This is a genomic window from Erysipelatoclostridium sp. An173 (assembly GCF_963931465.1).
Taxonomy (GTDB): Bacteria; Bacillota_I; Bacilli_A; order Erysipelotrichales; family Coprobacillaceae; genus Thomasclavelia; species Thomasclavelia merdavium.
In genome coordinates, this window is the sequence record NZ_OZ007017.1 from 990,359 (window position 1) to 1,016,376 (window position 26,018).

A 26,018-nucleotide genomic window follows, 5' to 3' on the forward strand; every position below is an offset into this window, starting at 1 on the left:
AGATATTAAAGCAGTCATTCAATGACTGCTTTAAAAATATAGTAATGTTATTTTTCATGAACTTTTTTACCTGAAATATGTTCAATTTCAATAGCCACTAATTGAACTCTATCAATACTTTTTTGGATTTCTTGTTCAACTTCTTTAGTAGTAGGATAATATTTCATTGCTAAAATTCTAACTTTTTCTTCGGTGATTTTACGGTCTTCTACTAATATAGCTCGGCCATAAACTACACAACTTGATACATGGTAGGCCCAATCACCCTCATCAAGATAACCATCATCCCAAGTTGTAAAGCAGACTTTATTACTAGCTTTAATAGAATCAATTTTGTGACCACTTTTAGCACTATGAAAATAAATTTTATTTTCATTTTCATCGTAATAAAAATTAATAGGGATCGTAAATGGATAACCATTATCACCATTTACTGAAAAAGCAGCTCTTTTGTTATTTTTTAATAATATTTTTGCTTCTTCTACCGATATTTCACTTTTTGTTCTTCTTATTTTTCTAAACATAACTAATCCTTTCTATCATTTTATATTTTATTTGATGAATAAATTTATGGTTTAAAAATCATCTCAAATTCTTCACACACTACTTCCATATTATCACTAAACTTTAAATTTATTTCTTTTAAACAATTAGAAAAGAAGTCTTCATGGATTTTTTGCCAATACTCCAAGGATTTATCACCTTCACCTTCTTTATAGGCGTGTTCTTTGGTAATTTTATTAAAAGGAGTCACATAAACTTTTTTAGTCTGGATAATGCATACCGCTTCATTTTTGGAATTCAAAATAATATTGTATGAATCTTTTTTGGGTAAGGGTTCATTTTCTAATTCATATAAAAGATATAAAGAAGAGGTTGCAGTTTTTTTACCGTTAATGACCAGCTTAGCAAGTAAATCAGCATCTCCACCAAAACTCCATGAGTCATATTCATTACTATTAATATTGTTTGTCGAGATAAATTTTTTCCAAAGTTCTTGTTCGTACATACCGTAACTCCTTTATAAATTAATATCAATCTGGTAGTTATCGTCAATTAAAATATAATTATAATTATATTTTTGACACATTTTAAGATAACGATTATTATCTTGAAGAACTGATTCAATGGTACAGTAACTATCATCAAGACGTTTTTCGATTACATTAGCATATTTTTTAATATCGAAAAAATGATTTTTAATATAATTTTCACTCATTATAAGGCAATAATAGTGAATTTCATTCAAATATTTTTCTGAAAAACTTTTATTCCAATTAGGTGGAATATAACAGCCTTCAATAATAAGATTCTGCTTATTTTCGATAGCTGTTTTTATCATCTTACAAACAATAGGCCATAAATAGTTTTGTAACTTATCATCATCTTCAGGGGTTAAAGTTGTATTTTTACTACGAATTAATCCCATTTTTAAAAGATCGATTGAAAAATAAGGAAATTTATATTTTTCAAGAAGTTTTTGTGCTAATAAAGTTTTACCAGTATGCGAAGCACCGGTAATTAAAATAATCATTATATCACCCACATCAATTCTTGTTTATTATATTCAATTATAGCAATATGCTTTAGATACTTCAATTAATTGATGATATTGTTGTAAAAAGATATGATACAATAATAGAAAATGACAAGGCGAGGTGACATATATAATGGAATTAAGAGTTTTAAAATATTTTATAGTTGTAGCTAATGAGTTAAACATTACAAGGGCGGCAAATATTTTACATATAACACAACCAACTTTAAGTAGACAAATCCATGATTTGGAAGATGAGTTAGGAGTAAAGCTGTTTGTTAGGAAAAATGGCGCAATTATACTAACTGAAGAAGGAATCTATTTAAAAAACAAAGCAATAGAAATAGTTGATCTAGCTAATCTAACTAAAATTAATATTTCTTCTAAGAAAAAAGAATTAGAAGGGGTTTTATCGATTGGAATTGCTGAATGTCAAGGAACTAGCGAGCTTTTGCCGCGGTATATTAAAATATTTAACGAAAGATATCCTAAAGTAAAAATAAATATTTATTCTAATATTGCTGATGATGTCAAAGAGAATATCGATAAAGGATTATTAGATGCAGCGATTGTTTTAGAGCCGGCAGATATTGGGAAATATGAAAGCTATCGATTACCGATTGTTGAAAAATGGGGATTAATTATGGCTAAAAATGATCCGTTAGCTAATGAACAATACGTAACAAAAGAACATCTATATAATAGTTCAATACTTTATCCCCAACGATTAGAAATCCAAATATTATTTGAAAACTGGATTGAAAAAGATATTGATAAAATTCATATTCAAGGATATTTTAATACTACTAGCAGTGTAAGTTTAATGATTGAAAATGGTTTAGGACGAGCGTTTTCTATAAGTGGTGCTGTTTCTAGTCAACATTCTAATTTGTGTTTTCGACCAGTTTATCCATATTTAAATACCTATTCTACTTTAATTTGGAAAAAGGGTGGAATGATGTCAAATGCACTAGTTGAATTTATTAATATTGTTCAACATTATAATTAAGTTATTTGATATCTTTTTTGGCTACCAAAATGCTTTTTAAGCATTTTAGTGAAGTATAAAATAGGCATTAGACATTTTGAGGGTATTGGATAAAATAATAAGTGAAGATAGATATGTAAGGGGAAGAATATGAAGAAAATAATTATTAAAAGGATCGATTTTATCAGCTTCACTTTTAGTAGCTTCAGGACCGGCGATTAATGCAAATATTCCACAAATTGCAGCAGCGTTTCCAGATATACCATTAGCTACTATTGAACTTTTATCAACAATACCCTCACTATTTTTGATGTTATCAGTATTAATGAGTTCATTTATTGCAAATAAATTAAGAATTAAACGAACTATAATGATTGGATTAGGATTAGTAATGGTGTGTGGATTTATACCAGCGCTAATTAATAACTTTTATTTAATTGTTGTTTCTAGAGCTTTGTTAGGTTTTGGAATTGGATTGTTTAATTCATTGTTGGTAATATTAGCTAATTATTTTTATGAAGGTCATGAAAGAACAGCTTTTTATGGTTTACAAGCTTCATGTGAAGGAATTGGTGGAATGATTATTACGTTTATTGCAGGTCAGTTGATCAATATCAATTGGCAAGCACCATTTTATTCTTATTTACTGGTAGTACCGGTTTTTTTCTTGTTTTTATTTTTTGTTCCTAAGATTGAAAACACGACAATTAATAAAAAAGAATCTCATAGAGAAAAACAACAATTAAAGAATTATTTTCCATTAGTAAAATATGTCATTTTAGTTTTTATTGTTGCAATTTTTTATATGACTATGGGAATTAAAACAACACCGATAATTATAGAAGGTGGTTATGGTGATGCTAGCGATAGTAGTTTAGTATTGCTCTTAGTTGGCTTTGGTTCAATGATATCTGGTTTTATCTTTGGTAAAGTCTATAAAGTATTAAAGAAAAATACTTTAATTATTGCTATATTATTGATTGCATTTTCGTTGTTTTTAATTGGTGTTGCTAATAATGTCTTGATTAGTTATGCTGGCGGTTTTCTAATTGGTTTTGGCTTTAGATTGTTTTTGCCATATTTAGTTAATAGTGTAAATCGCTTAGATATTCCTAATAAAGGTTTAGCTACTTCTTTGATACTTGTTGGATATAATTTAGGTGTTGCTATAACACCTTATGTTAGTCTTTTATTACAACAATTACCATTCTTGGATAATTTAGTTTATCTTTTATATTTTGAAGCTTTTGTAACTGTAGTAAATGGTAATTGTAATTATTTTTAGGAACATGTTAATAAAAAATAATTAATAGTGGAGGTATGTAAAATGATAAGAAGAAAAGAAGAACAACAAATAGTTAATATTGAAAAACCACAAAATGGTGAAGGTATTTTAACGCTAAAGAAAATCTTAAATGGACCAGAAGAGTTAGATCGAAAAGGACGGGCTTTTAATCATTGCTTTTTAAATCCAGGTAGTGGTTTAGGTTATCATCAGCATATTGGAACTACTGAAACTATGTATATTTTAAAAGGAACAGCCAAATATGTAGATGAAGATGGTAACGAAACAATTTTAAATCCTGGTGATGTTACTTTTACAGATGATGGTCAAGGTCATAGTATATATGCTACTGGTAATGAGCTACTAGAATTTATTGCTTTGGTATTGTTTAAAAATAGTTAATTTTATGTCAAAAACTATCATAATGATAGTTTTTTTATTATAATTATAGTAACTTGTTACTATAAAAAAGAGAGGGATAGAATGGAAATAAATGATTTAATAAATAAATTTTCAGATACACCTGAAAAGCAATGTAAAGCTATTTTTAATACTCTTTTTATTGTTACTAATAAATTACAAACAACTTTTGATCAACATATTCCTGATATTACTTTAAAACAGTTTATGTTATTAACGCTTATTAAGCAATCTAGCCAGCCGCTAACATTAACCCAGTTAGGGGAATTATTAGGTTGTTCAAGGCAGAATGTAAAAAAACTAGCAACGATATTAGAGAAAAAAGGGTTTGTTAAAATTAAATCTAATCAATTTAAAACAAAGGGTGTTTTAATTGAACCGACGAAAAAAATGAAAGATTATTTTAATAATGATTTTGTTAAGTTTGAAGCAGAATTAAAGTATTTATTTGCAAATTATACTAAAGAAGAAATTAATCAATTATACATTTTAATGATGAAACTATATCCTGGTATTAATAATTTAAAAGAAAAAATAGCAAATGATAAGTGAGGTCTAAAATGAAAAAGATACTAATATTGTATAAATCTAAATATGGTGCAAGTAAACAATATGGAGAGTTATTAAAAAAAGAGCTCGATAGTACAGTTATGAACATTAAAGATTATCATCCTGGAGATGAAAAATCTTATGATGTAATAATTTTTGTAAGTGGTATATATGCTGGTAATATTACAATTGTAAAAGAAGTAAAAAAATATTTTGCTAATTTTAAAGATAAGAAGAAAATTATTTTTGCGGTTGGTTTAAGTAAAAAGGACTCAGCATTGCTTGAAGAAATAGAAAGACAAAATCTAAGTGGGGATTTAAATAATATTGATTTATTTTATGGACGGGGAAATTATGATGAAAGCAAATTAAGTTTTGTTGATCGGACATTATGTAAAACAATGAAAAAAGTCCTTAAAAATAAAGATCGTGATTCTTTAGAACCTAGTATGAAGGCTTTATTAGAAATTGAAGGACAAAAAGTTAATTATGTAGATAATCATTATTTAATACCTTTGCTTGAATTAATTAAAAGTATAGTTTAAAGTGTGTATTTATTGTTACTATGCAATTTTATTATACTATGATGTAATATTGATATTGTACTTTTATTTGATTGCTAACTATAATTATTGATGTAAAGTTGATAGTGGTTTAAAGATATTTTAACTGCTAGAAGAAAGAAGGTAATGATTATGAGTAAAAATATTTTATTTGTTAATGCTAGTCCTAATAAAAACGGTAATACTGCTAGAATGGTAAAAAAGTTATTAAAAGATCAACCATATAAACAACTGGATTTAGTTAATTATAAATTATATGCATTAGGTCAAGATTTTCCTGATGATCAATTTGCAGAAATTTATCAAGAAATGTGTAAAGCTGATGTACTTGTAATGGGAACACCTGTTTACTGGTATTCAATGGCAGCGCCTTTAAGAGCATTGTTAGATCGTTTATATTCAATTGTCGATAATAATGATTTAGGCGGTAAGGATTTATATTTTGTAATTCAAGGGGCCGCACCTTCTAAAGAAACTTTATCATTGTGTAATTATACAATGGAAAGATTTTGTACTTTATATCATATGAATTATAAAGGAATGACATCAAATTAATTTTTAATATAATTATTTCAGGTAAAAATAAAAACATTTACCCCGTATGATAACACACAATATATTTATTTAAATTACCTGATATAATTATACAATTTCTTAGTAATAAGAAATGATCGAGATTATTGATAAAACAATTATCAGTAATCTTTTTTTATTTAAAATATATGATATAATATAAATAAGAAAAATAATTAATTGGTAAATGAGGTGTTTATGATGGTTATATTGGAAGTGGAGTTGAATAAAACTATATTATAATAATGATTTTGTAAAGGTGATGAAAATGAAAACAGTATTTAAATGTCAATATGGAAACGAACATAATAGTATTAATCCATTTGATTTACATGCATTAGCAAATTTTAAGCTTGAAATTTTGGACGATAGAATTATTTTAAAATCTGCTAATAAGCAAAAATTAAGACAACGAGAATTTAAATTTGTGGATATTGATAAACTTGTACTATCACTTGCAATTGGTAATTATACACCAGCATATGTAGTTAGTAAGACAATAAAATATTTATATGATTTAAATATTTATACTATGAATAATAAATGGACTTTAGAGTTTAGAAGTCAAAGTGAAGTTTTGAGTTGTATAGAAAAGCTAAAAGAAAAGGATTTAAGAACTGATGATCCAGCAGGTGTTTATAATATTATTTCAACAATGGATCGTTTAGAGGTTGAAAAATATTTTATTAGACATTCTAAGCAATTAGAAGCAAAATGTAATATTGATAGTATTCGGTCATTTGAAGATTATATTGATGATTAAAAAAGTATGGCTTGAATGGCCATACTTTGTTTTTATTCTATATTAAATGTTTTTTTATAATTTGCTAGAGCACCAATTAAGTTGGAATCATTAAAATAAGCACATGGAACAATTTGAACTCTAGGAATTGGAATTGGCATTTTTTCATAGATTTCATCTAATGACTTTTGAATATATTCATGTAAAATAGGTTGTTGGCTAATTCCACCACCAATTGCGATTTTTTCGGGATCGACAGCAGCTTGAATATTAAATAATCCCATAGCTAAAGTATCACAAAATTCTTTTAAAGCAGCCAAAGCTTTTTTATTACCTTGGCTACAGTATTCAAAAGCTTCTGGACCTTCAATGCCTTCTTTTCCAACCGCTTGACCAATCATTTTTACAAGTCTTAAAGCGCTTGAATCAGAACCCCATTTACCATCAAAACCATTTATTTTTGTCCAATCATCAGATAGATAGCTAAATTCGCCAGCAAATCCATGAGTACCAGTAAATACTTTATCACCAATTGTAATACCACCGCCGATACCACTTCCAATTATACATACAGCACCAACATCACAGCCTTTTAAACTACCGTATGTTACTTCGCAAAGAGCAGCACATTTAGCGTCGTTTTCAATTGTAAATTTTTTAGTAGTTACTGATTGTAGTTCTTCTAAAATATAAGCATCTTGATTATAAAGTAAAGCACCAGGAACCTGCATTTTTCTAGTTTGTTTATTAATTAAACCAGGTAATGACATTGCAATACCATCAACTTGATCTTTGTATTGGTCATATAAGTCTTTAATAGCAGTTTTGAAACTTTCTAAACTATCTTTTGGAGTAGGAACTTTTCCTTTTTCGAGCATCTTTAATTCATCATTCATCAAGGCATATTTAATAGCACTTCCACCGACATCTAAAACTAAGTATTTCATATGATCCTCCTATCTTTTTAAAATCATGATTTATTCTTATTGTTATTTTATTAAATTATCAAACGATAGTAAAGAATTTATTAAATATGTTACTTCAATAACTATTCGTTATTAAAGAATCTAAAAATAATATATTCCTATATTTTAAGTTACACTTTTTTGTATTTGGTGTTATAATAACTTCGGTAAAAAAAGGAAGCGATATAAAAATGGATAAAAAAGATAAGTTTGAAGTAAAGACTCATTTTTTGATGGCTATTTGTGGTGGCTTTTTAGGTGGCTATGCGATTTTTAGTCGAATGGCTGTTTTTGGTTCGGCTCAAACAGCAAATTTGATTGAATTGGTACATAGTATTTTAGGAAACGATATTTTAGAAATGTGCTTACGATTAGGGGCTTTGTTGATTTATGTAGGAGCGATTATTATTGCGGTGTATTTAGAAAAACGGTCAAAAATAAATCTTAAATATTTATGCATTGCTTTAGAACTGCTAGCAGTTTTGATTGTTGGTATGATACCAGCGACAGTTGATCCGTTACTTTCTTTATATCCCATCTTTTTTGTAACAGCATTTCAGTGGTGTGTATTTAAAGGAGCGTTAGGTTATGTTAGTTCAACTATTTTTTCAACAAATAATGTTAAACAAACGGTAGTTTCTTTGATGGAATATTTATTATTAGATGATTTGGAGGAAAAACAAGAAAAATTAAAAAAAGCACAATTCTTTGGTGGCACATTATTAAGTTTCCATATTGGTGTTGCACTTTCTTGCTTTGCATGTAGAATATACTCTATTCATGGTATTTGGTTAGCTATTATTATTTTATTAGTAAATTTAAGTTATATTGTTTATGCATATAATTCAAAAGAAGAATATATATTAAAAGAATATAATGTTTAGATAAAATATTGTGATTAATTTAAAATAAAATAATCACAATATTTTTTTTAATAAAAAAATCAGTAATAATTATCGGTTGAGATTAGTAAATTTTACTATATTTTATATGATAAAAAATTAATAATTAACAAAAAAATATTTATTAAAATTAAAAAAACATTCATTAAAAGGTGTTTTTTTTAATAAAAAGAAAAATATTGATTGTAAACGGTTGCAATTTTTTACTAAAAAGAATATAATCTCTTTAGTAAAAAGTTTAGTAAATAATTCCAGATATTTACTTTACGAGAAAGGAGAAAAAAATGAAGAAAACAAAAAAGGTTCTTATCGCCAGTGCACTAGTTCTAAGTACGTTTGCGGCAGCAAAACAAACCTGGCAAGTTAATGCGGCACCGACTGATTTAGTTGTTAATGGTAATTTTGAAGAACTACAAACAAGCAGTATTTTAACGTACTCAGGTACTCCATCTGATATGGAATACAGCAACTGGTATTCTGAAGGAGGTGGAGTTGTAAGCTATGTTGGAAATAACGAAAGTGAACGTTCAGGAATGCTTCCAGCTAATAAACAAAACGTTTGGCTGGCACAAGTAGTTAAAGTTAAAAAGAATACAGATTACGTATTTTCAGCTTATGTAAGAACATCTTTAGCTGGAGGAAGTGGTATCTTACAAGTATTAGATGCTAATACTAATAAGATTGAAGGAATTGACGAAGTATGGACGGGCGGAACTGAATGGAAACATGGGACAGTTTCATTTAATTCAGGTAATCATGAAGAAATTGTAATTAGGGTTCTTAAATGGACTGATGAAAAAGATACAGTTAGTGATATTTATAAATCTGAAGTTTATGTAGATGATGCTAAGTTATTTACTAAAGCTGATTATGAAGAATATCAAGCAAAACAAGAAACGAAAACAAAATTGACAAACTATATTAAAAATAGTGATTTGATCAATGTTCAATCATCTGATATTTTGAAAAATAATGGTGATACATATAGTTATGAATCAGGGAAATTCTATTATAACGGAGATGTACCAGCAGTAATAGGTGAAGGGTATGGTGAAAATGCCTATGGTTTGGTACTTCCGGAAAATGTAGAATATAATTCTTTGAAAGCTCTAATCAGTGGATTAAAGCAAAATACTGATTATGTATTTAAAGTCTATTTGAAACATGGTTCAGACAATACCGGAACTGTTACAAGTATTAATGCATTAGATGGTACTAGCTTATTTAAAGCTGATGACAATATTGGGTATTCTGGAGGGGTAACTTGGAAAGAATACACATATCCATTTAATTCAGGATCATTTGAAAAAGCTTATGTTGATATTTATAAATATTATGGAAATAGTACTGCTAGTATAAGTGATATGCGTGTTTATGAAAAAGCAGAATATGATAAATATTTAGAAGAAATCAAAGAAGAAGAACAAGAAGCACAAGATAAACTTTATACTGAAGTATGGCGTGATGAATTCGATACATTAGATATGAACAGCTGGTCTTATCAGTTAGGACATAAACGTGGAATTGAACCACAAGAGTATGTTGACAGTTCTGAAAATGTATTTGTTGAAGATGGTAAATTAATTTTACGGGCAACAAAAAAACATGAATATACGATTCATTATAATGCTGATGGTAGCGATATCGTAAAAAAATACGATTCTGGAAGTATTGCTACTTTTGGTAAAAGAGAATTTTTATATGGGAAAATTGAAATGAGAGCAAAATTACCTAAAGGAGCTGGAGCGTTCCCTGCATTTTGGACGTTAGGTAATGACTTTACATTAGATGGTTTAGTTGCTAGTGATCAAGGTGTTGGATGGCCAATGTGTGGTGAAATTGACATCATGGAATTAATTGGTGAAAACCCTGATATGCCAGGTACTAGTGACAGAACAGTTCATGGTACGATTCATAATGGTTTAACTGAAGATGGTGATAAAGCTCAAACTAATACATATACATTGCCAAATGACGAAACATTTAATAATGATTTCCATACGTTTAGTATTGTATGGAATCCAGATACAATTCAATGGTATGTTGATGATAACCTTTATTCAACAGTATATATTACTGATTTAGATTACTTCCACAAACCACATTATCTATTACTTAACTTAGCAGCTGGTGGGGCATGGCCAGGATTCCCTAATGATCAAACGCAATTCCCAATGGATTTTGTTATTGATTATGTAAGTTATAGTCAAACTAAAGAACAAAAAGCAGCAGCTGATAAATATTATGAAACTTGTCCAACTATTAATGGTGTTAAAGATATTACAATTAGTAATGAAGATGAATTACAAAATTTATTAGCTAATGTATCAGCTAAAGACTACAATGGTAATGATTTAGAAGTATATTGTTCTGTAAATAATGGAACAAAATTAATGTGGAATGGTAAAACAAGAACAAGTGAAATAGATTTCTCCAAAGAAGGTACTTATGAAATTGTTTATTCAACAGTAGGTGAATCAAATATCTATACAAGAGAAATTGCAACTCTGCATGTTAAATAAGGAAAGAGAAGGTTCAAAATATGAAGAAAAGAAAAGTGATGAAAGGAGTCTTGGCAGCAGCGCTAGCGACAACACTGGTAAGTCAATTTGCTTATACAGCAGTTAACGCAAATATGTTAGATGACTCTGATTTAGAAAATAAAAATGTAGTAGAACCTGAAGCATGGGGTGCAGTACCAAATGAAGCACAACTTCAATATCATGAAGAAGAATTAGCAGCGTTTGTGCACTTTGGAATGAATACTTTTACAGATAAAGAATGGGGTGATGGTCAAGAAGATCCATTATCATTCAACCCTACAGGTGATATTGCTACATATGCTGATTCATATGTTGAAGCATTAAAAAATGCTGGTTTTAAAAGATTGATTGTAACTGCAAAGCATCACGATGGATTCTGTATCTGGCCAAGTGCATATACTGAACATGATATTGAAAATTCTCCATATAAAGATGGTAAAGGTGATGTATTAGCAGAAATTTCTGCAGCATGTACAAAACATAATATGGATATGGGATTATATTTATCACCATGGGATGTTAATGCTGAAAGTTATGGATATTATGATGAAAATGGTAATTCTTTATTAGATGAAAGTGGTAATCCAATCAATGGCATGACAATGGATGAAGTTAAAGAGAAAGATGCTTTAGATTATAATGATTACTATGTTAACCAAATTACAGAAATCGTAACTAATCCAATTTATGGAAATAATGGTCGATTTGTAGAATGGTGGATGGACGGTGCCAAAGGTGAAGGTGGCGACGCTCAAGAATACGATATGGACCGTATCTTATCTACAATCAAAGAAAATGAACCTGGTGTTTTAATCTTTGGTGGTGGAACTGATGGTGGTATTCACTGGATTGGAAATGAAAAGGGTCAAGCAAGTGAAGAAACTTGGGCTAAAGTAGATTCTGAAAAAGGTGATGGATATAGTGAAGCTGATGGATTTACTTATGGTATTCCTGATGGTGATCATTGGTCTGTACCTGAAAGTGATGTTAGTATTACTGCCGGGTGGTTCTATCATGATGGTGATAATCCAAAATCAATGAGCCAGCTTTCAAAAATTTATTTTGATACGATCGGTAATGGATCACCATTATTATTAAACTTCCCTCCAAATAAAACTGGAGATTTAGATGGAACTATTTATTCTAGATTAAATGAATTTAAAAATGCAATTGCTGAAACATTTGATACTAATTTAGTAACTGGTGCAAGTGCTAGTGCTAGCAGTGTTTATGAAAATGCATTGCAATATTCACCAACTAAAGTTATTGATGGTGATGATGAAACTTACTGGACAACAGAAAAAGGTACTAATACAGGTGTAATTGAAATTCAATTTGATGAAGCAAAACAATTTGATGTGGTTTCAATTGAAGAATATATTACTAAAGGTCAAAGAATTAGTGAATTTAACGTTGAATACCAAAGAGAAAACGGTGAATGGGCTGTCTTTGGCGATGGAAAAACAATTGGTGCTAAAAAATTATTAAGAAGCGATCCTGTAACAGCAACGGCAATCAGAATTAATATTACTGGTTCGCAAGCAGAACCAATGATTAGTGAAGTCGGTGTTTATGAGGCGGCAGATGATTTTAAAGCAACTCAACCATTACCAGCAGCTTATACTAAATTTGTTCCTGGTGATGAAGGATTATCTTTAAATAAAGGATCATGGGATGATGATGGTAAAGGTAATACTGGATGGCATGAACAAGCAGATGGAAGTTATACAACAACTGATGGATGGGCAAATATTAAATATACTTTTGAAGGAACATACTTTGCGCTGGTAGGAACAAAAGGTCCTAACTATGGAGCATTTGATATTTATATTGATGGAAAGTATATAAGTTCAGCAAGTTGTTCAGCTGCTAGTGAAACACCTAATCAAATTTTATATGAATCACCAACTTTATCAAATGGTGAACATTCAATTCAGTTAACAACAGGAACTAATCGTGGAAAAGTTAACTTTGCTTATGGATATTACTTAGGTGTAAATGAAAACGGTTTATTTGAAATTGAAGCAGATTCTTATCAGGTAAATGAAGGAGATGCTGTTAAAGTTAAAATCAAACGTAATGGTGGTTCTACAGGTGAAGTAACTGTTAATGTAACTACACCTCCAGGAACTGCGGTTCAAGGACAATATTACGAAAATATTACTAATGAAACCATTACTTTTAAAGATGGTGAAAAAACTAAATATATTACTGTTCAGACAATCGATAATTTATCAGTTACTGGAAATAAAGACTTCTATGTAGAAATCTTTACGCCAACTGGTGGTGCTGAATTAGGTATGAAGAGTACAGCTCGTGTAGTAATTATTGAAGATGATGTTCGTATTGCAGATGCAGTTGAACAGACTTCAAATATTAGCCAATCATGGTATAAAGAAGAAGGATGGGCTGAATTTGATGCGGCTTACTTGAATGCAAAAGCAGCAGTGGATAATCCTGATTTAAGTGATGATGATAAGATGAGACTTTCTAATGCATTATTAGAAGCATATGGAAATTTACAAACAATTTCTCAATATACTGTAAGAAATGCAATGATCATGCCTGATGAATTTGATGAAGAAAAATTATTAGAAGCTGAATTAGGGGTACTTGATTCATCACATGACAATATTGTTAAAGATGAATATTTAAAAATGGTTAATGGAAATGATTACAGTAATGGAAGAATGATTGACAAAATCAAAGAAGGTAACACAATTACTGTCCCATTAAATACTACTCATGCAGGTACTTATAGTTTCGACTTTGATTATAAAGCAACTGCTGATATGACATTATCAATTAGTGGTGAAGGTATTCAAAGTCAAACAGTTGAGTTAAAAGCGGCTGATGCACAAATGAGCACTAAATCTATTGATGTTATCATAGATAATCCGGGAATTACTAATTTAGTGATTACGGCAACTGGTGAAGGTATGGTAGCTCTAGATGGTGCTAAAGTTACATTGAAAAACGTTGATGAAGGTGATGTAACAGCTATTGAAATTGTTTCAAAACCATCAAAAACTGTCTATACTGTTGGTGATGAACTTGACTTAACAGGTATGCAAGTTGTTGCAAAATTAAAAGACGGTACTACAATGGATGTAACTAATCGAGTAACAGTAACTGGATTTGATTCTTCTAGTGAAGGTACTAAAACAGTTACCGTACATTACGGAACTGAATTCTCTGCTACATTTGAAATTATTGTTAAAGGTAAAGTTGATAATGTAACAGATGGAGATGATAATAATTCAACTCAAGATCCAAGTGTATCAGAAAAACCAGGTGCTAATAATGGTCAAAATGCTAATGCTACAGATACTGGAGATCAACAAACAATGGCAATATTTGCTTTAGGAATTATTATTTCAGGAGCTGTTTACATTGTTGTTAAAAGAAAAAAAGAATATGATCATAATTAATACACAAGATTAATATACAAAAAGAATGGCCTTATTGGTCATTCTTTTTTTGAAATTTAACTATTTTATAAATGTGTTATAATAAAGATAAAGTATTATCATAGAAAGGGGATCCTTATGAAACAAGAAACTTTAGATTTTGTAGTAGAAAAAACTAATGAATTAATTAATAGTGCAACATGTTGTGGTGAATTAAAAGAAGTTGCCAATACCTGGTTAAAAGCGATTGGAACTGCTCAAGAAAAAAAGCAGACTGAAATTTATCTTGCTAAATTACAAGAAGACATTATGCCTATTGATGGATTGATTACTTTTGCTGAAAGTGAAGCTGGAAAACAAGTGTTTGGGGAAGAAAAGGCTAAAGAGGTTGCAGTACATGGAAAGGAAATTAAAGCAGCCGGTGCCAAATATTGTGATTGTCCAGCTTGTAAAGCGTGTGAATTGATTTTAGAAAGTAAAGAAGAAATGTTAATGGATTAGAAGTTTTAAACTTCTAATTCTTTATTTTTTGATTTTCTTGTATAATTAATAAAACAATTATATTATTGAGGGTAGAATAATGGATAAATATTTACTTTTAAAACAATTGTTTGAACAACATGAAGATATTGAAAATGCTAGAAAAATGGCTAAATACATGCGAAATTTATTTAAATTTTATGGCATAGCTACACCTAAAAGAAAAGGAATTTATAGAGATATTTTAAAACAAGAAAAAGCAAATAAAAAAATTGATTGGCAGTTTTTAGATTACTGTTATCAAGATGAACATCGTGAATTTCAATATTTTGTTTGTGATTATTTATCAACGATGAAAAAATTTTTAAAATATGAAGATATTAATAAAATGAAAGAATATATTCAAAGTAAAGAATGATGGGATACAATTGATTGTTTTGATCGAATTATCGGTGATATTGGATTGAAAGATACAAGAGTTGCTATATTGATGCTAAAATGGTCACAAGATGATGATTTTTGGCTTAGGAGAATTGCAATTGACCATCAATTATTAAGAAAAGATCAAACTGATCAGCATTTACTAGAAAAGATAATTGTAAATAATCTAAATAGTGATGAGTTTTTTATTAATAAGGCAATTGGCTGGAGTTTAAGAGATTATTCAAAAACTGATCCAGAATGGGTACGAAATTTTATTGAAAAATATCGAGATAAAATGAGCTCTTTAAGTATTAAAGAAGCTAGTAAATATCTCTAAATTAATAAAATAATAACTAAGGGGTGTTGTTATGCTTATAAAAGAAAATTTAAAAGAATTAAAAACATTATCTGTTTCTGAACAAAACGTAGCTAATAATATTTTATCATTAGGTGTTGAGATTAAAGATATGTCAATACGTGAATTAGCTAAAATAGCTTATAGCTCAACATCGGCAGTAACGAGATTGTGTAATAAATTAGGGTTTAAGGGATATAAAGATTTTAAAGAAGCTTTTTTAGATGAAGAAAAATATTTAAATGGTTATTTTAGTAAAGTTGACGCTAATGTTCCGTTTAATAAAGATGATAATCTGGCTCGTGTTTGTAATTCCGTTGTCCATTTATATGAAGAAACTAGTAATGATACATTATCTTTAATCGATTATCAAATGCTGATCCATGCAATAACGTTATTAGTTAAAGCGAAAAATATTCATGTTATTTGTATTGGGGTTGGACTAGAATTTGCTAAGGTATTTGCTGATCGAATGATGCGTATTGGTAAAAAGGTAATTATAAGTGATAATCCTAATTTTCAATATTATTATGCATACCATGCTTGTAAAGATGATTGTTTTATCATTGTTTCTTATACCGGAACGACTCAGCGAACTAAACTTTATTTTGAAAAAATCGTTTCTAGCCCAGCTTCATCAATTTTGATTACTTCGGTAGGTGAAAATTCGTTAAGTAAAAGAGTTGATGTTACATTACGGATGACAACAAGAGAAAAATTATATAGCAATATTGGTAGTTTTTCTTCTAGTGTTTCGATAATGTTGATTTTTGATTTATTGTATAGTGCGGTTTTTCATAAGGATTATGAACAGAATTTTAATTTAAAGAAACAGATTTCCAAAGATTATGAGCCATATCGAGTTAGCAGTAATGAAGTGATGAATGAAGAATAAATTGCATAGTTGAAGACATTGTTTTCAAATCGGCATTTAAAAATTTGCCATTTTGAAGACGATGTTTTTTTGTTGTCTTGAAATCTTGTTAAAAAAAGGAAATTGGTATTTATTATAAATAGAAATTGACAGGATGAAGGAGGATAATTATGGAATTTGTTCATTATATTTTTCTACCAGCTTTAGCTGGTGGCATCATTCAAGGGGTTACTGGTTTTGGTGCTGGAGTAGTAATGATGATGTTTCTACCATTACAATATAGTGTTGTACAAAGTGCTGGTATATCTAGTGCTATTTGTATGATTTTATGTGCAGCGATGGTTTATCGTTATTGTAAAACAATTAATTTTAAAAAGATTATTGCACCAGCTGTTTTATATTTAGCGATCAGCAGTATTTCTATTTTATTTGCTAAAATGATCAATCAAGAAGTAATGAAAATTATTCTAGGGATCTTTTTGATTATATTATCATTGTATTTCTTATTTTTTAATAAAAAAGATATCGAACCAAAAGGAATTGTTTCTATATTATGTATTGTTATTTCTGGTATTTGTGATGGTTTGTTTGGGATTGGTGGACCATTAATGGTTATTTATTTTTTAGCTAAAACAAGCAGTAAAGAAGAATATTTAGGAACTATCCAATGTTTTTTCCTTATTAATGTGCTTTATTCAACAATTTTTAGAATCTTTAATTCAATCATTACTATTGATTTAATGCCGGGAATTGGTTTAGGAATGCTTGGTATTTTAGTAGGATTATTTGTTGCTAATAAAATTGTCGATCGTCTTGATGGTGGATTAGTAAAAAAATTAACATATGTAATAATTGGTCTATGTGGTTTATCAAATGTTATTACGACATTATTATAGGAGGAATAAAAAATGGAAAATGTTATGGATTTATTTAGATTGAATCAAAAGGTAATTGTTGCTACTGGAGCTAGTGGCTATTTATGTTCGCATTTTGTTGAAGTAATAGGACAAGCTGGTGGTAATGTAGCGATGATTGATATCCCGGCTAATGAAGAAAAATTAAAAGAATTACAAGCACGCCTACAAAAAGAATACAATGTTACTGTTAAATATTATTTAGCTGATAATTCAAAAGAAGAAGATATAAAAAGAGTTAGTGAACAGGTATTTAATGATTTTAAACGAATTGATGGTTTAATTAATGCCGCCGGTGTAAATCAACATGGCAGTATTAAAGATTATACTGGAAAAGATTATGAACGATTAATGAATATTAATGTTGTGGGGACATTCTTGTGTTGTAAATATTTTGGTAAGTATATGGTTGATCAAAAACAAGGATCGATTGTTAATATTGCTTCGTTTACAGGGACAATTGTTAATAAACCGCCTTTTAATATGTCAGGTTATTGTACTTCTAAAGCTGGGGTATTACACTTAACTAGAAGTGTGGCGAGTGAATATGGTGAATATAATGTACGTGTTAATAGTGTATCACCTGGTTTTTTAGAAAAAGGAATGAGTAATGTAAAAAATTTCATTAAATTAAATGACCCTAGAGTGTTTGAAAATTCAATGAATAATACGCCAATGCATCGTGTTGGTAAACCTTCCGAGTTAATTGGGGCAGTTATTTATTTGTTATCAGATGCTTCGACTTATACAACGGGAATCGATATTGTTATTGATGGTGGTTATCACGTTTGGTAGTAAAATAACTTTGATAAATCTAGTATTAAAGCCAGTAGTTAACTGCTGGCTTTTAAAATAATTCTTGATCAACACAATATGAATAAAGCAAATCAACAAACATTGAATAACTGCCGGTTCCTTCACTAACTGAATTTATTTTTAAATAAGTGTCATTAATGCTATCAGTTATTGAAGCAAAAATATTATTATATTGTTGCCAAAACTTATTATTTTTTTGTAACTCGCTAATGATATTATCTGATAAACGATCATAGTATTCACTAACATCAATATTATTTGAATTTAAAGCATTGGTAACGTATACAAATGCAGTTAAATATCCGCTATAATTAAAATATGCATTATTAGAATTTATACAAGCTAGATATGCTAAAAAGTTTGCTTCATCTTCAGACATATAACCAGCTAAATGATTAAATTCATGACAGATTGAAAATGGTTTGTTATAAGTAGGCATATCTTTATTGTAGTTGGCTTCAATTGTAAACGGTGAAAAAATTCCAGAAAGATTACCCATGGTCATTAATTTTGAAAAAAACATTGGTTTAGGATTTGGATAATAACCAGGAATTATCTTATTCATTGCTATTTTAGCTTCGCTATGAATTTTCTCAATCGAAATTTCATCAGCTTTTAGATTGATTAATTTATCAGTAATATAATTACATAATTTCTTTAAATCATCATTATTATATTCTAAACGTGTAAATGACATTTCTTTTTCTAATGACATGCGATGATAATTTATTCCAGTAGTCAATGTAAAGATAAGGATAATAACTAAAAGATAACGTACAATCAATGTAATAGAACGATATTTAATAGTAATAGCTAGTAAGCCAATAACTAAAATGATAACTAACCATTCAAATATCGAAAAGGGCATAATACTACTAATTCGCCCAATAGTATTAACAAATATTTTTGAAACATTTGTTGCATACCATGAGGCAAAGTCAGTTGAATTACTAGCAATAATATTAAGTAATAAGATAATGATAATTAAAATAAGATTTTTTTTCATAGCGCTCACCTATTAATTAAATGTATTAGAAATTATAATTGTTGTCAAATATAACTATAATAGATAGATTATTAAAATATATTTTTAAATTATGAAAATTCTAGTATTTTTATTATTGTTGTGATAAAATCACTTCGTTAATTGGAACGGAGGTATATTATGTATAAAATTTTGTTATGCTGTAAATCTGGTTTAACTACTAATATGCTTGTAAATGCAATGAAAAAAGAAGCTAAAAAAAGAAATATTAATACATTAATCTGGGCTATGGCAGAAAGTGCAATTTCTCATTCATGGACTGACGCTGATTGTGTTTTAGTAGCACCACAAAATGCTGGTGAAATAGAAGATATAAAAGGTATTGTAAACAATACTATTCCTGTTGATGTAATTGATAGTGATAATTTTGTAAAAATGAATGGACAAGCAGTTTTAGATCAGGCAATTAATTTAGTAAATAAGTAAGTTATTCTTATGAATAGCTTATTTTTTATTTAAAAAAATTAATATAGATGTTAAAATAAAAAAACGTTGTATATAAGAGGGTTTTGTATGATAGATGTATTAATAAAAGCATTAGGATTTATACTTGTAATTATTATTGGTTTTGTTTTAAAACAATTTAAGATTTTGAAAAAAGAAGATGGCTATATATTAGCGACAATAATTATGAATGTTACCTTGCCATGTGCACTATTTTCTAATGCTAATGGTATTACAATTAATGGGGCAATGTTAATATTGATTGCAATTGGAATTATTGTCAATTTAATAATGGTTGCTGTTGGCTACTTTGCAAGTAATGGTAAACCAGCACCTACTCAAGCAGCATATATGATCAATTGTTCTGGTTATAATATTGGAAATTTTGTTTTACCATTTGTTCAAGCTTTTTTCCCAGGTATGGGAGTTGCTTATTTATGTATGTTTGATGTAGGAAATGCTTTGATGGGTTTAGGAGGAACTTTTGCAATTGCTTCTAGTGTTGTAAATAAACAGGAAAAGTTATCTGTCAGTAATGTGTGTAAGAAGTTATTTTCTTCGATTCCATTTGATGTCTATATAATTATTTTCTTTTTAGCACTATTCAAGATTAGAATTCCTGATGCAGTTTTATCAATAACCGATTTTATTGGCGCTGGTAATGGCTTTTTGGCGATGTTAATGATTGGATTATTACTGGAAATAAAAATTTCTCGAAATGATTTTAAAGATTTGATTCGTGTTTTAGGAATTCGTTTGTTAGGAAATTTTATTTTAATGTTTGCTTGTTTTATGTTTTTACCTTTACCGCTATTAGCTCGTAAAATTTTAACAATTGCCTTGGCTGCTCCAATCAGCACTGTAGCTGCCGTTTTTACTAAGCAATGTCGTTATGAAGGGGAAGTGGCCGCTGTTGCAAATTCGTTATCAATAATAATTGGAATTGTAGTGTTAGTGGTTTTATTGATGGTTTTTGTTTAATGATAATATTGATATCTTTAAGAGGCGTTAGCCTCTTTTTTTGTTGTTTGATAAATTTAGTTTATTGATAATAAATGTTAAAAATAGTTGAATTTATCAAAAAAAATTAATTTTAACAAAAAATTAATTTTTTTAAAAACAATTTGTTTAATTTACGATAAATTTAAGATAAATAAAGGATGATTATGTGATTTATTGATGTTTTTTAACGTAATTACAGTATTTTGGAAGAAATTAATAGATTAGAAAATGTATTACATAAGTGAAAATAAAATTGTGATTTAATTGTTATTAAGTCAAAAAACTGTGATGTATTCGACTTTTTTTGCGTTGTGTAGACTTTTGGGGTGTGTTAAAGTAGCAATTGAAAGGGGGATTTTTAAATGAAAAAAAGGATTTTTTCGCTAATAACTGTCTTTGCAATGATTGTTAGTATTGTATATAGTGCAATAACTATTGAAGCCATGCAAAATAGAGTTTGGGTTACTAATAATCAACAAGAAGACATAACTACAATTGAAAAAGGAACTGGTGAATGGCAAGATATTAAAATCGATGCTACAGTTGGTAAATTTGCACCTCGTGATACTGATCTTCAAATTAATCCAGGAACAATTTTATCAATTCCAGTAAGTGGCAATGAACTAGGCGCTAATATCATTTTGAATTTATCTGGTGGTAGCTGTGAAGTAGTAGTAGATAACCAAACTTATACTAATTCTTCAAATAAAGTTACTATTCCAGTAACAAATACAAGTGATACAATGGTTGATGTTACTTTTAAAATACAAAGTTATATTAGTTCTATTGAATTGTCTTACACACAACCGGAGGCTGAGTATCCAGGAGTTCCTGAAGGTATCGAAGCTAGTGATAAAGAATATTATTTTAACACTCTTGATTCTTTAAAAGATGAAAACGGTAATGTACAAGAAAATGCAAATCTTGAAGGGGTCAAAGGAAGTTATGATGATATTTTAGTTGATGCAAGAAATGGTAAATTTAATATTCAAGTTGACCAAAACCGTGTGGCAATTAATGAAGGGACAACTATCTATGTACCAGTTACTACTGATTCAAAAGGAGTTTCATTAGTTATCGCTGGAACGATTGATGGTTCTACACCAATTGATTTAACTGTTGATGGAAAAGTGGCTAATTCAAACTCTAATATTGCTTTAACAGTTGATGATACTAAATATGTGACAGTGACTTTTAATTCAAAAGCATATGTTAGTATGATAAAGGTGGATTATGGTAGTGATAGCGGTTATGGTGTTCCTGAAGTAACAGCAAAAGATAAAAGCTGGGATTTTACCGGTACTTCAAGTGTTACAAGACCAGATTTACAGTTTGAAAAAGGAGAATTTGATGGAATTCAAATCGATGCTTCAACTAGTAAATTTGCACCTCGTGAAAATGATACACAAATAAATGGTGGAACTATTTTATATTTACCAATAGCTGCTGATAGTGAAATAGCTTTAACGGTTAGTGGTAACAACTACAATAACTTAGATGTTGAGTTTAATGGACAACCAATTTCAATTGGTGCTGAAACTGTTTTTAAAGCAGATGAAACTAGTTATTTACCACTTACCTTTACTGGAACTGGTAGCTGTTATTTAGATGGAATTGTAATTGATTATAGTAGTGATAATGCTTCTGTAAGTCATACAGTTCGTGTTGGTACAAGTTCATTAGCTAATTATTCTAGTATTCAAAGTGCGTTAGATAATGAAGTTTCTAGTGCAGCTACACCATTAATTATTGAATTAGAAAATGGTGTTTATAACGAAAAGATATCTGTAAATCAGCCAAATGTAACTTTAAAATCAATTAGTGGTAATAGTGATGATGTAATTATTCAATCTAATTATTATTCATCAAATACTTTTGATGATGAAGGGAATTTCGTTCCTCAAGATGAAAAAGATGTTGGAACTGATCAAAGTGGTACAATTATCGTTGGTCCAAAAGGAACAAATTTTTCAATGTATAATATAACTGTTGAAAATACTTATAATACTAAAGATAATACTGGTAAAGATCAACAAACACCAGCAGTTGCTTTATGTATTAATGCTGATAAAGTACTTGTTAATAAGTGTAAAATTATTGGTCGTCAAGATACTCTTTATGTAAAAGGACCTAATAATCGTATATATTTTAAAGATACTTATATTGAAGGAACTGTAGATTTTATCTTTGGTAATGCTGATGCTTATTTTGAACAATGTAATTTACATATGGCTTATTTCAATGGTAAAGATAACGGTTATTATACAGCACCAAACACTAATAGTGAAAATCAAGGTTTAGTATTTAATCAATGTCGTTTAACTGCTGATTCACGAGTTGAAGACGTAAGTTTAGGGCGACCATGGCAAAATGAATGTTATACTGAATCTATTCGTGTTGATGGTTCAACATTAGTTACTTATTTTGATCCTGATATACCTAATCCAAATTATAAAAATATTGGTTCAGCAACTACTTTTATTGATTGTTATATGACCGATCAAATTCAAAATGAACGTTGGAACGTATGGACACGTAAACATGTTAATGGCAGCACTGTTAATGTAACATATGAAGATACAGTTGAATTTATAGAATATAACAGTATGGATTTAGATGGTAATTTATTATCACCTGATGATTATGATATTGTTTTAGGTAAAATGGAACATGTTGATAGTAAAACAAAAATAGAAGAGATTTTAAATAGAATGAGAATTGGTAATGGTTTAGGACAATGGCTACCAGAAATTATTCCTGATGATAATCCTGGTGTTGTAACTCCACCAGAACAAACTACAGATGATGAAAATCAAGCTGGAAACAATCAATCTTCTTCTACTTCAACAAGTCAATCTGTAAAAACAGGTGATACAGCTCAAATTACTATTCTTGTAGCTGGAACAATTATTGCTTTATGTGGTATCTTCGTTACTAGTAAACGTAGAAGTAAAATCTAAAAATGTTTTTTTATAGGAATAGGATAAAAACTATTCCTTTTTTATCTAATGCAAAAAGACCTTGTTACTAAATAATAACTTTTGTATAATAAATACATTGTATATTAAGATAGTTATTTTTTAAAAACTATTAATCTAGATATTTTAGTTAAAATAATATACAATGTTGTTGGTGATAATATGTCAAAGGAAATACCATTACAACAGTTAAAAATAAAAGAAAATAGAATTCTTTTACTAAATAATATGGATATATATTCAGTGCGGGATCTTATTTTACATTTTCCCTATCGTTATGAAATAATTGAAGCAACACCTTTAATAGATAATGAAAAAGTTATTATTGAAGGTGTTTTAGTTGATGAACCTAAATTATTTTATAAAGGTCGTCTATCAAGATTAACATTTTCTATTTTGTATCAAGGCGAAACATATCGGGTGACAATTTTTAATCGTCATTTTTTAAAGAAAAATATGCATAATGGAATGACTTTAACAGTCATTGGTAAATATAGTCAAAAAAATCATAGTATCACTGCAAGTGACGTTAAGTTAAAACCTTTAAATGAATTATCTGGAGTAACACCGGTTTATTCATTAAAAGAAGGAATAAACCAAAAGTCATTTCAAGGATATGTAAAAAAGGCATTGGCATTTTATCATAATCATATTCAAGATCAAGTACCGATTAGTTTGATGGTAAAACATCATTTGATCCATAAAGAATTAGCATTAAATTTAATCCATTTTCCTAGTAATAAAAAAGATATTATCGAAGCGTTAAGATATTTAAAATATGAAGAATTTTTACGTTTTCAACTTACAATGCAATATATAAAATTATCTCGAAAAGAGAATATTGGGATAAAAAAAGAATTTGATCATCAGCTGTTAAATGATTTTATAAAAAAATTACCTTTTAAATTAACCGAAGATCAGGTAAAAACAACTAAAGAAATATTAACTGATTTACAAAAAGAAACAGTAATGTATCGCTTTGTCCAAGGGGATGTTGGAAGTGGTAAAACAGTCGTTGGGGCCATTGGTTTATATGCTAATTATTTAAGTGGTTATCAAGGAGCATTGATGGCACCAACAGAAATCTTAGCTAATCAGCATTATCAATCGTTAATAAAACTATTTGTAGTTACAAATGTAGAAATAGCTTTATTAACTGGACATTTATCAAATGCTAAAAAACAAGATATTTATGATAGATTGCAAAGTGGTAAAATTGATATTGTAGTAGGAACCCATGCTTTGTTTCAAGAAAAAGTAAATTACAACAAGCTAGGATTAGTTATTACTGATGAACAACATCGCTTTGGAGTAAAACAACGTAAAGCGTTAAAGGAAAAAGGAAAACAGGTTGATTTTATGGTTATGTCAGCTACTCCAATTCCTAGAACGTTAGCTATTAGTTTATATGGAGATATGGATGTTTCAACAATTAAAACGATGCCAGCGGGTCGTAAACCAGTAATTACAAAAGTAATAAAATCTTCTAGTATGCGACCAATCTTAAAAGATTTGAAAAACTATTTAGCAAGTGGTGGTCAATGTTATGTAGTGTGTCCGCTTGTTAGCGAAAGTGAAGCGTTAAATAGTCGTGATGCAACGAGTATTTATCAGGCGATGAAAAGTTATTTTCAAGGACATTATGAAGTTGGATTATTGCATGGTCAAATGGATGATGAGACTAAAGATGAAATAATGGCTCGTTTTAAAGAAAATCAAATTCAAATTTTAGTTTCCACAACAGTTATTGAAGTTGGAGTTGATGTTAGTAATGCTAACTGGATGGTTATTTATAATGCCGAACGATTTGGATTGAGTCAAATTCATCAGCTTCGTGGTAGAATTGGTCGTGGTAGTCAACAAGGGTATTGTTTCCTTTTAACTAATTCGTCACTTAGTGATGCATTAAAACGGTTAGAGTTTTTAGAGTCGTGTAATGATGGCTTTGAGGTTTCATATTATGATTTAAAAATGCGCGGTCCTGGAGATGTTTTAGGTGATCAGCAAAGCGGCTTACCAGTTTTTTTGGTTGCTGATATTTTTGAGGATGCTAATATTTTAGAAATATCGCGTAATGATGCAATTGAATTGCTACATAGTAAATCAAATGATCCAGCTTATTTAAGATTAATAAAAGAAATTGAAGAACAATTAACAGTTAATAATAAATATATTGATTAATTTATGTTATAATTAAATTTAATACGAGG

23 protein-coding genes and 1 pseudogene are annotated in these 26,018 nt (G+C 29.0%); 19 read left to right on the forward strand and 5 right to left on the reverse strand.

Going from position 1 to position 26,018, the window contains the following annotated elements; genetic code table 11:
• Positions 1–47 precede the first annotated feature (47 nt).
• From ABGT36_RS05010 to ABGT36_RS05020, 3 genes are read right to left on the reverse strand one after another with little or no spacing between them, the layout of a single operon-like run.
• A complete protein-coding gene (locus ABGT36_RS05010; RefSeq protein ID WP_308697781.1) occupies positions 48–524 on the reverse strand; it encodes a pyridoxamine 5'-phosphate oxidase family protein in 477 nt (158 codons plus the stop codon).
• A gap of 44 nt (positions 525–568) precedes the next feature.
• Positions 569–1,009 (reverse strand): ASCH domain-containing protein, encoded by a 441-nt coding sequence (locus ABGT36_RS05015; RefSeq protein ID WP_308697780.1) that lies wholly within the window; start codon positions 1,007–1,009, stop codon positions 569–571.
• A 12-nt stretch (positions 1,010–1,021) separates the two neighbouring features.
• Positions 1,022–1,534 (reverse strand): adenylate kinase, encoded by a 513-nt coding sequence (locus ABGT36_RS05020; RefSeq protein WP_308697778.1) that lies wholly within the window; start codon positions 1,532–1,534, stop codon positions 1,022–1,024.
• Between the two features lie 136 nt (positions 1,535–1,670).
• Here ABGT36_RS05020 and ABGT36_RS05025 point away from each other — a divergent pair, with 136 nt between their 5' ends.
• The 7 genes from ABGT36_RS05025 to ABGT36_RS05055 all read left to right on the forward strand — a co-directional run bounded on the left by ABGT36_RS05025 (position 1,671) and on the right by ABGT36_RS05055 (position 6,678).
• Positions 1,671–2,546 carry a LysR family transcriptional regulator gene (locus ABGT36_RS05025; RefSeq protein ID WP_308697777.1) on the forward strand — a complete coding sequence of 292 codons (876 nt, stop codon included), beginning with the start codon at positions 1,671–1,673 and terminating at the stop codon, positions 2,544–2,546.
• Positions 2,547–2,742: 196 nt separating this feature from the next.
• Positions 2,743–3,810 carry an MFS transporter gene (locus tag ABGT36_RS05030; protein ID WP_346678623.1) on the forward strand — a complete coding sequence of 356 codons (1,068 nt, stop codon included), beginning with the start codon at positions 2,743–2,745 and terminating at the stop codon, positions 3,808–3,810.
• Positions 3,811–3,852: 42 nt separating this feature from the next.
• On the forward strand, positions 3,853–4,212 hold the full coding sequence (locus ABGT36_RS05035) for a cupin domain-containing protein (RefSeq protein WP_346677084.1): 360 nt from the start codon (positions 3,853–3,855) through the stop codon (positions 4,210–4,212).
• Between the two features lie 81 nt (positions 4,213–4,293).
• Positions 4,294–4,782, forward strand: a complete 489-nt coding sequence (locus ABGT36_RS05040) for a MarR family transcriptional regulator (RefSeq protein ID WP_346677086.1) — start codon at positions 4,294–4,296, stop codon at positions 4,780–4,782.
• An 8-nt stretch (positions 4,783–4,790) separates the two neighbouring features.
• Positions 4,791–5,324 (forward strand): flavodoxin domain-containing protein, encoded by a 534-nt coding sequence (locus ABGT36_RS05045; RefSeq protein WP_346677088.1) that lies wholly within the window; start codon positions 4,791–4,793, stop codon positions 5,322–5,324.
• A 150-nt stretch (positions 5,325–5,474) separates the two neighbouring features.
• Positions 5,475–5,897, forward strand: a complete 423-nt coding sequence (locus ABGT36_RS05050) for a flavodoxin family protein (protein WP_087299863.1) — start codon at positions 5,475–5,477, stop codon at positions 5,895–5,897.
• Positions 5,898–6,183: 286 nt separating this feature from the next.
• Positions 6,184–6,678, forward strand: a complete 495-nt coding sequence (locus tag ABGT36_RS05055; RefSeq protein ID WP_346677090.1) for a hypothetical protein — start codon at positions 6,184–6,186, stop codon at positions 6,676–6,678.
• Between the two features lie 32 nt (positions 6,679–6,710).
• Here ABGT36_RS05055 and ABGT36_RS05060 read toward each other — a convergent pair whose 3' ends face one another.
• Complete coding sequence (locus tag ABGT36_RS05060; RefSeq protein ID WP_346677091.1) at positions 6,711–7,604, reverse strand: ROK family protein; 894 nt, start codon at positions 7,602–7,604, stop codon at positions 6,711–6,713.
• Between the two features lie 209 nt (positions 7,605–7,813).
• Here ABGT36_RS05060 and ABGT36_RS05065 point away from each other — a divergent pair, with 209 nt between their 5' ends.
• The 8 genes and pseudogenes from ABGT36_RS05065 to ABGT36_RS05100 all read left to right on the forward strand — a co-directional run bounded on the left by ABGT36_RS05065 (position 7,814) and on the right by ABGT36_RS05100 (position 18,318).
• Positions 7,814–8,506, forward strand: coding sequence for a YoaK family protein (locus tag ABGT36_RS05065; RefSeq protein ID WP_087371783.1), 693 nt, complete (start codon positions 7,814–7,816; stop codon positions 8,504–8,506).
• 302 nt (positions 8,507–8,808) lie between these two features.
• A complete protein-coding gene (locus ABGT36_RS05070) occupies positions 8,809–11,046 on the forward strand; it encodes a family 16 glycosylhydrolase (protein ID WP_346677093.1) in 2,238 nt (745 codons plus the stop codon).
• A 20-nt stretch (positions 11,047–11,066) separates the two neighbouring features.
• Entirely contained in the window at positions 11,067–14,498 is a 3,432-nt protein-coding gene (locus ABGT36_RS05075) for an alpha-L-fucosidase (RefSeq protein ID WP_346677094.1), read from the forward strand.
• A gap of 117 nt (positions 14,499–14,615) precedes the next feature.
• A complete protein-coding gene (locus ABGT36_RS05080; RefSeq protein ID WP_346677095.1) occupies positions 14,616–14,978 on the forward strand; it encodes a molecular chaperone Hsp90 in 363 nt (120 codons plus the stop codon).
• A gap of 79 nt (positions 14,979–15,057) precedes the next feature.
• Positions 15,058–15,717 (forward strand): annotated as a pseudogene (locus tag ABGT36_RS05085) (DNA alkylation repair protein).
• Positions 15,718–15,748: 31 nt separating this feature from the next.
• A complete protein-coding gene (locus ABGT36_RS05090; RefSeq protein ID WP_346677096.1) occupies positions 15,749–16,630 on the forward strand; it encodes a MurR/RpiR family transcriptional regulator in 882 nt (293 codons plus the stop codon).
• 149 nt (positions 16,631–16,779) lie between these two features.
• On the forward strand, positions 16,780–17,505 hold the full coding sequence (locus tag ABGT36_RS05095; RefSeq protein ID WP_346677098.1) for a sulfite exporter TauE/SafE family protein: 726 nt from the start codon (positions 16,780–16,782) through the stop codon (positions 17,503–17,505).
• 12 nt (positions 17,506–17,517) lie between these two features.
• Positions 17,518–18,318 carry an SDR family oxidoreductase gene (locus ABGT36_RS05100; protein ID WP_346677100.1) on the forward strand — a complete coding sequence of 267 codons (801 nt, stop codon included), beginning with the start codon at positions 17,518–17,520 and terminating at the stop codon, positions 18,316–18,318.
• A 52-nt stretch (positions 18,319–18,370) separates the two neighbouring features.
• Here ABGT36_RS05100 and ABGT36_RS05105 read toward each other — a convergent pair whose 3' ends face one another.
• A complete protein-coding gene (locus tag ABGT36_RS05105) occupies positions 18,371–19,345 on the reverse strand; it encodes a DUF3810 domain-containing protein (protein ID WP_346677102.1) in 975 nt (324 codons plus the stop codon).
• Between the two features lie 159 nt (positions 19,346–19,504).
• On the opposite strand from ABGT36_RS05105, the gene ABGT36_RS05110 reads away from it, so the two are divergent.
• The 4 genes from ABGT36_RS05110 (at position 19,505) to recG (ending at position 25,989) form a co-directional block, all read left to right on the forward strand.
• The gene (locus tag ABGT36_RS05110) at positions 19,505–19,810 is read left to right on the forward strand and encodes a PTS sugar transporter subunit IIB (protein WP_087299839.1); all 306 of its coding nucleotides are present in this window, start codon (positions 19,505–19,507) and stop codon (positions 19,808–19,810) included.
• A gap of 87 nt (positions 19,811–19,897) precedes the next feature.
• Entirely contained in the window at positions 19,898–20,809 is a 912-nt protein-coding gene (locus tag ABGT36_RS05115) for an AEC family transporter (RefSeq protein ID WP_087299837.1), read from the forward strand.
• A 383-nt stretch (positions 20,810–21,192) separates the two neighbouring features.
• A complete protein-coding gene (locus ABGT36_RS05120; protein WP_346677104.1) occupies positions 21,193–23,790 on the forward strand; it encodes a pectinesterase family protein in 2,598 nt (865 codons plus the stop codon).
• Between the two features lie 180 nt (positions 23,791–23,970).
• Positions 23,971–25,989, forward strand: coding sequence for an ATP-dependent DNA helicase RecG (gene recG / locus ABGT36_RS05125; protein ID WP_346677106.1), 2,019 nt, complete (start codon positions 23,971–23,973; stop codon positions 25,987–25,989).
• Positions 25,990–26,018: the final 29 nt, after the last annotated feature.

What these genes read in the sequence shown, in the direction of transcription:
- ABGT36_RS05010 (WP_308697781.1), bottom strand. Translation starts at nt 524, where the DNA reads ATGTTTAGAAAAATAAGAAGAACAAAAAGTGAAATATCGGTAGAAGAA.
- ABGT36_RS05015 (WP_308697780.1), bottom strand. Translation starts at nt 1,009, where the DNA reads ATGTACGAACAAGAACTTTGGAAAAAATTTATCTCGACAAACAATATT.
- ABGT36_RS05020 (WP_308697778.1), bottom strand. Translation starts at nt 1,534, where the DNA reads ATGATTATTTTAATTACCGGTGCTTCGCATACTGGTAAAACTTTATTA.
- ABGT36_RS05025 (WP_308697777.1), top strand. Translation starts at nt 1,671, where the DNA reads ATGGAATTAAGAGTTTTAAAATATTTTATAGTTGTAGCTAATGAGTTA.
- ABGT36_RS05035 (WP_346677084.1), top strand. Translation starts at nt 3,853, where the DNA reads ATGATAAGAAGAAAAGAAGAACAACAAATAGTTAATATTGAAAAACCA.
- ABGT36_RS05040 (WP_346677086.1), top strand. Translation starts at nt 4,294, where the DNA reads ATGGAAATAAATGATTTAATAAATAAATTTTCAGATACACCTGAAAAG.
- ABGT36_RS05045 (WP_346677088.1), top strand. Translation starts at nt 4,791, where the DNA reads ATGAAAAAGATACTAATATTGTATAAATCTAAATATGGTGCAAGTAAA.
- ABGT36_RS05050 (WP_087299863.1), top strand. Translation starts at nt 5,475, where the DNA reads ATGAGTAAAAATATTTTATTTGTTAATGCTAGTCCTAATAAAAACGGT.
- ABGT36_RS05055 (WP_346677090.1), top strand. Translation starts at nt 6,184, where the DNA reads ATGAAAACAGTATTTAAATGTCAATATGGAAACGAACATAATAGTATT.
- ABGT36_RS05060 (WP_346677091.1), bottom strand. Translation starts at nt 7,604, where the DNA reads ATGAAATACTTAGTTTTAGATGTCGGTGGAAGTGCTATTAAATATGCC.
- ABGT36_RS05065 (WP_087371783.1), top strand. Translation starts at nt 7,814, where the DNA reads ATGGATAAAAAAGATAAGTTTGAAGTAAAGACTCATTTTTTGATGGCT.
- ABGT36_RS05070 (WP_346677093.1), top strand. Translation starts at nt 8,809, where the DNA reads ATGAAGAAAACAAAAAAGGTTCTTATCGCCAGTGCACTAGTTCTAAGT.
- ABGT36_RS05075 (WP_346677094.1), top strand. Translation starts at nt 11,067, where the DNA reads ATGAAGAAAAGAAAAGTGATGAAAGGAGTCTTGGCAGCAGCGCTAGCG.
- ABGT36_RS05080 (WP_346677095.1), top strand. Translation starts at nt 14,616, where the DNA reads ATGAAACAAGAAACTTTAGATTTTGTAGTAGAAAAAACTAATGAATTA.
- ABGT36_RS05090 (WP_346677096.1), top strand. Translation starts at nt 15,749, where the DNA reads ATGCTTATAAAAGAAAATTTAAAAGAATTAAAAACATTATCTGTTTCT.
- ABGT36_RS05095 (WP_346677098.1), top strand. Translation starts at nt 16,780, where the DNA reads ATGGAATTTGTTCATTATATTTTTCTACCAGCTTTAGCTGGTGGCATC.
- ABGT36_RS05100 (WP_346677100.1), top strand. Translation starts at nt 17,518, where the DNA reads ATGGAAAATGTTATGGATTTATTTAGATTGAATCAAAAGGTAATTGTT.
- ABGT36_RS05105 (WP_346677102.1), bottom strand. Translation starts at nt 19,345, where the DNA reads ATGAAAAAAAATCTTATTTTAATTATCATTATCTTATTACTTAATATT.
- ABGT36_RS05110 (WP_087299839.1), top strand. Translation starts at nt 19,505, where the DNA reads ATGTATAAAATTTTGTTATGCTGTAAATCTGGTTTAACTACTAATATG.
- ABGT36_RS05115 (WP_087299837.1), top strand. Translation starts at nt 19,898, where the DNA reads ATGATAGATGTATTAATAAAAGCATTAGGATTTATACTTGTAATTATT.
- ABGT36_RS05120 (WP_346677104.1), top strand. Translation starts at nt 21,193, where the DNA reads ATGAAAAAAAGGATTTTTTCGCTAATAACTGTCTTTGCAATGATTGTT.
- recG (WP_346677106.1), top strand. Translation starts at nt 23,971, where the DNA reads ATGTCAAAGGAAATACCATTACAACAGTTAAAAATAAAAGAAAATAGA.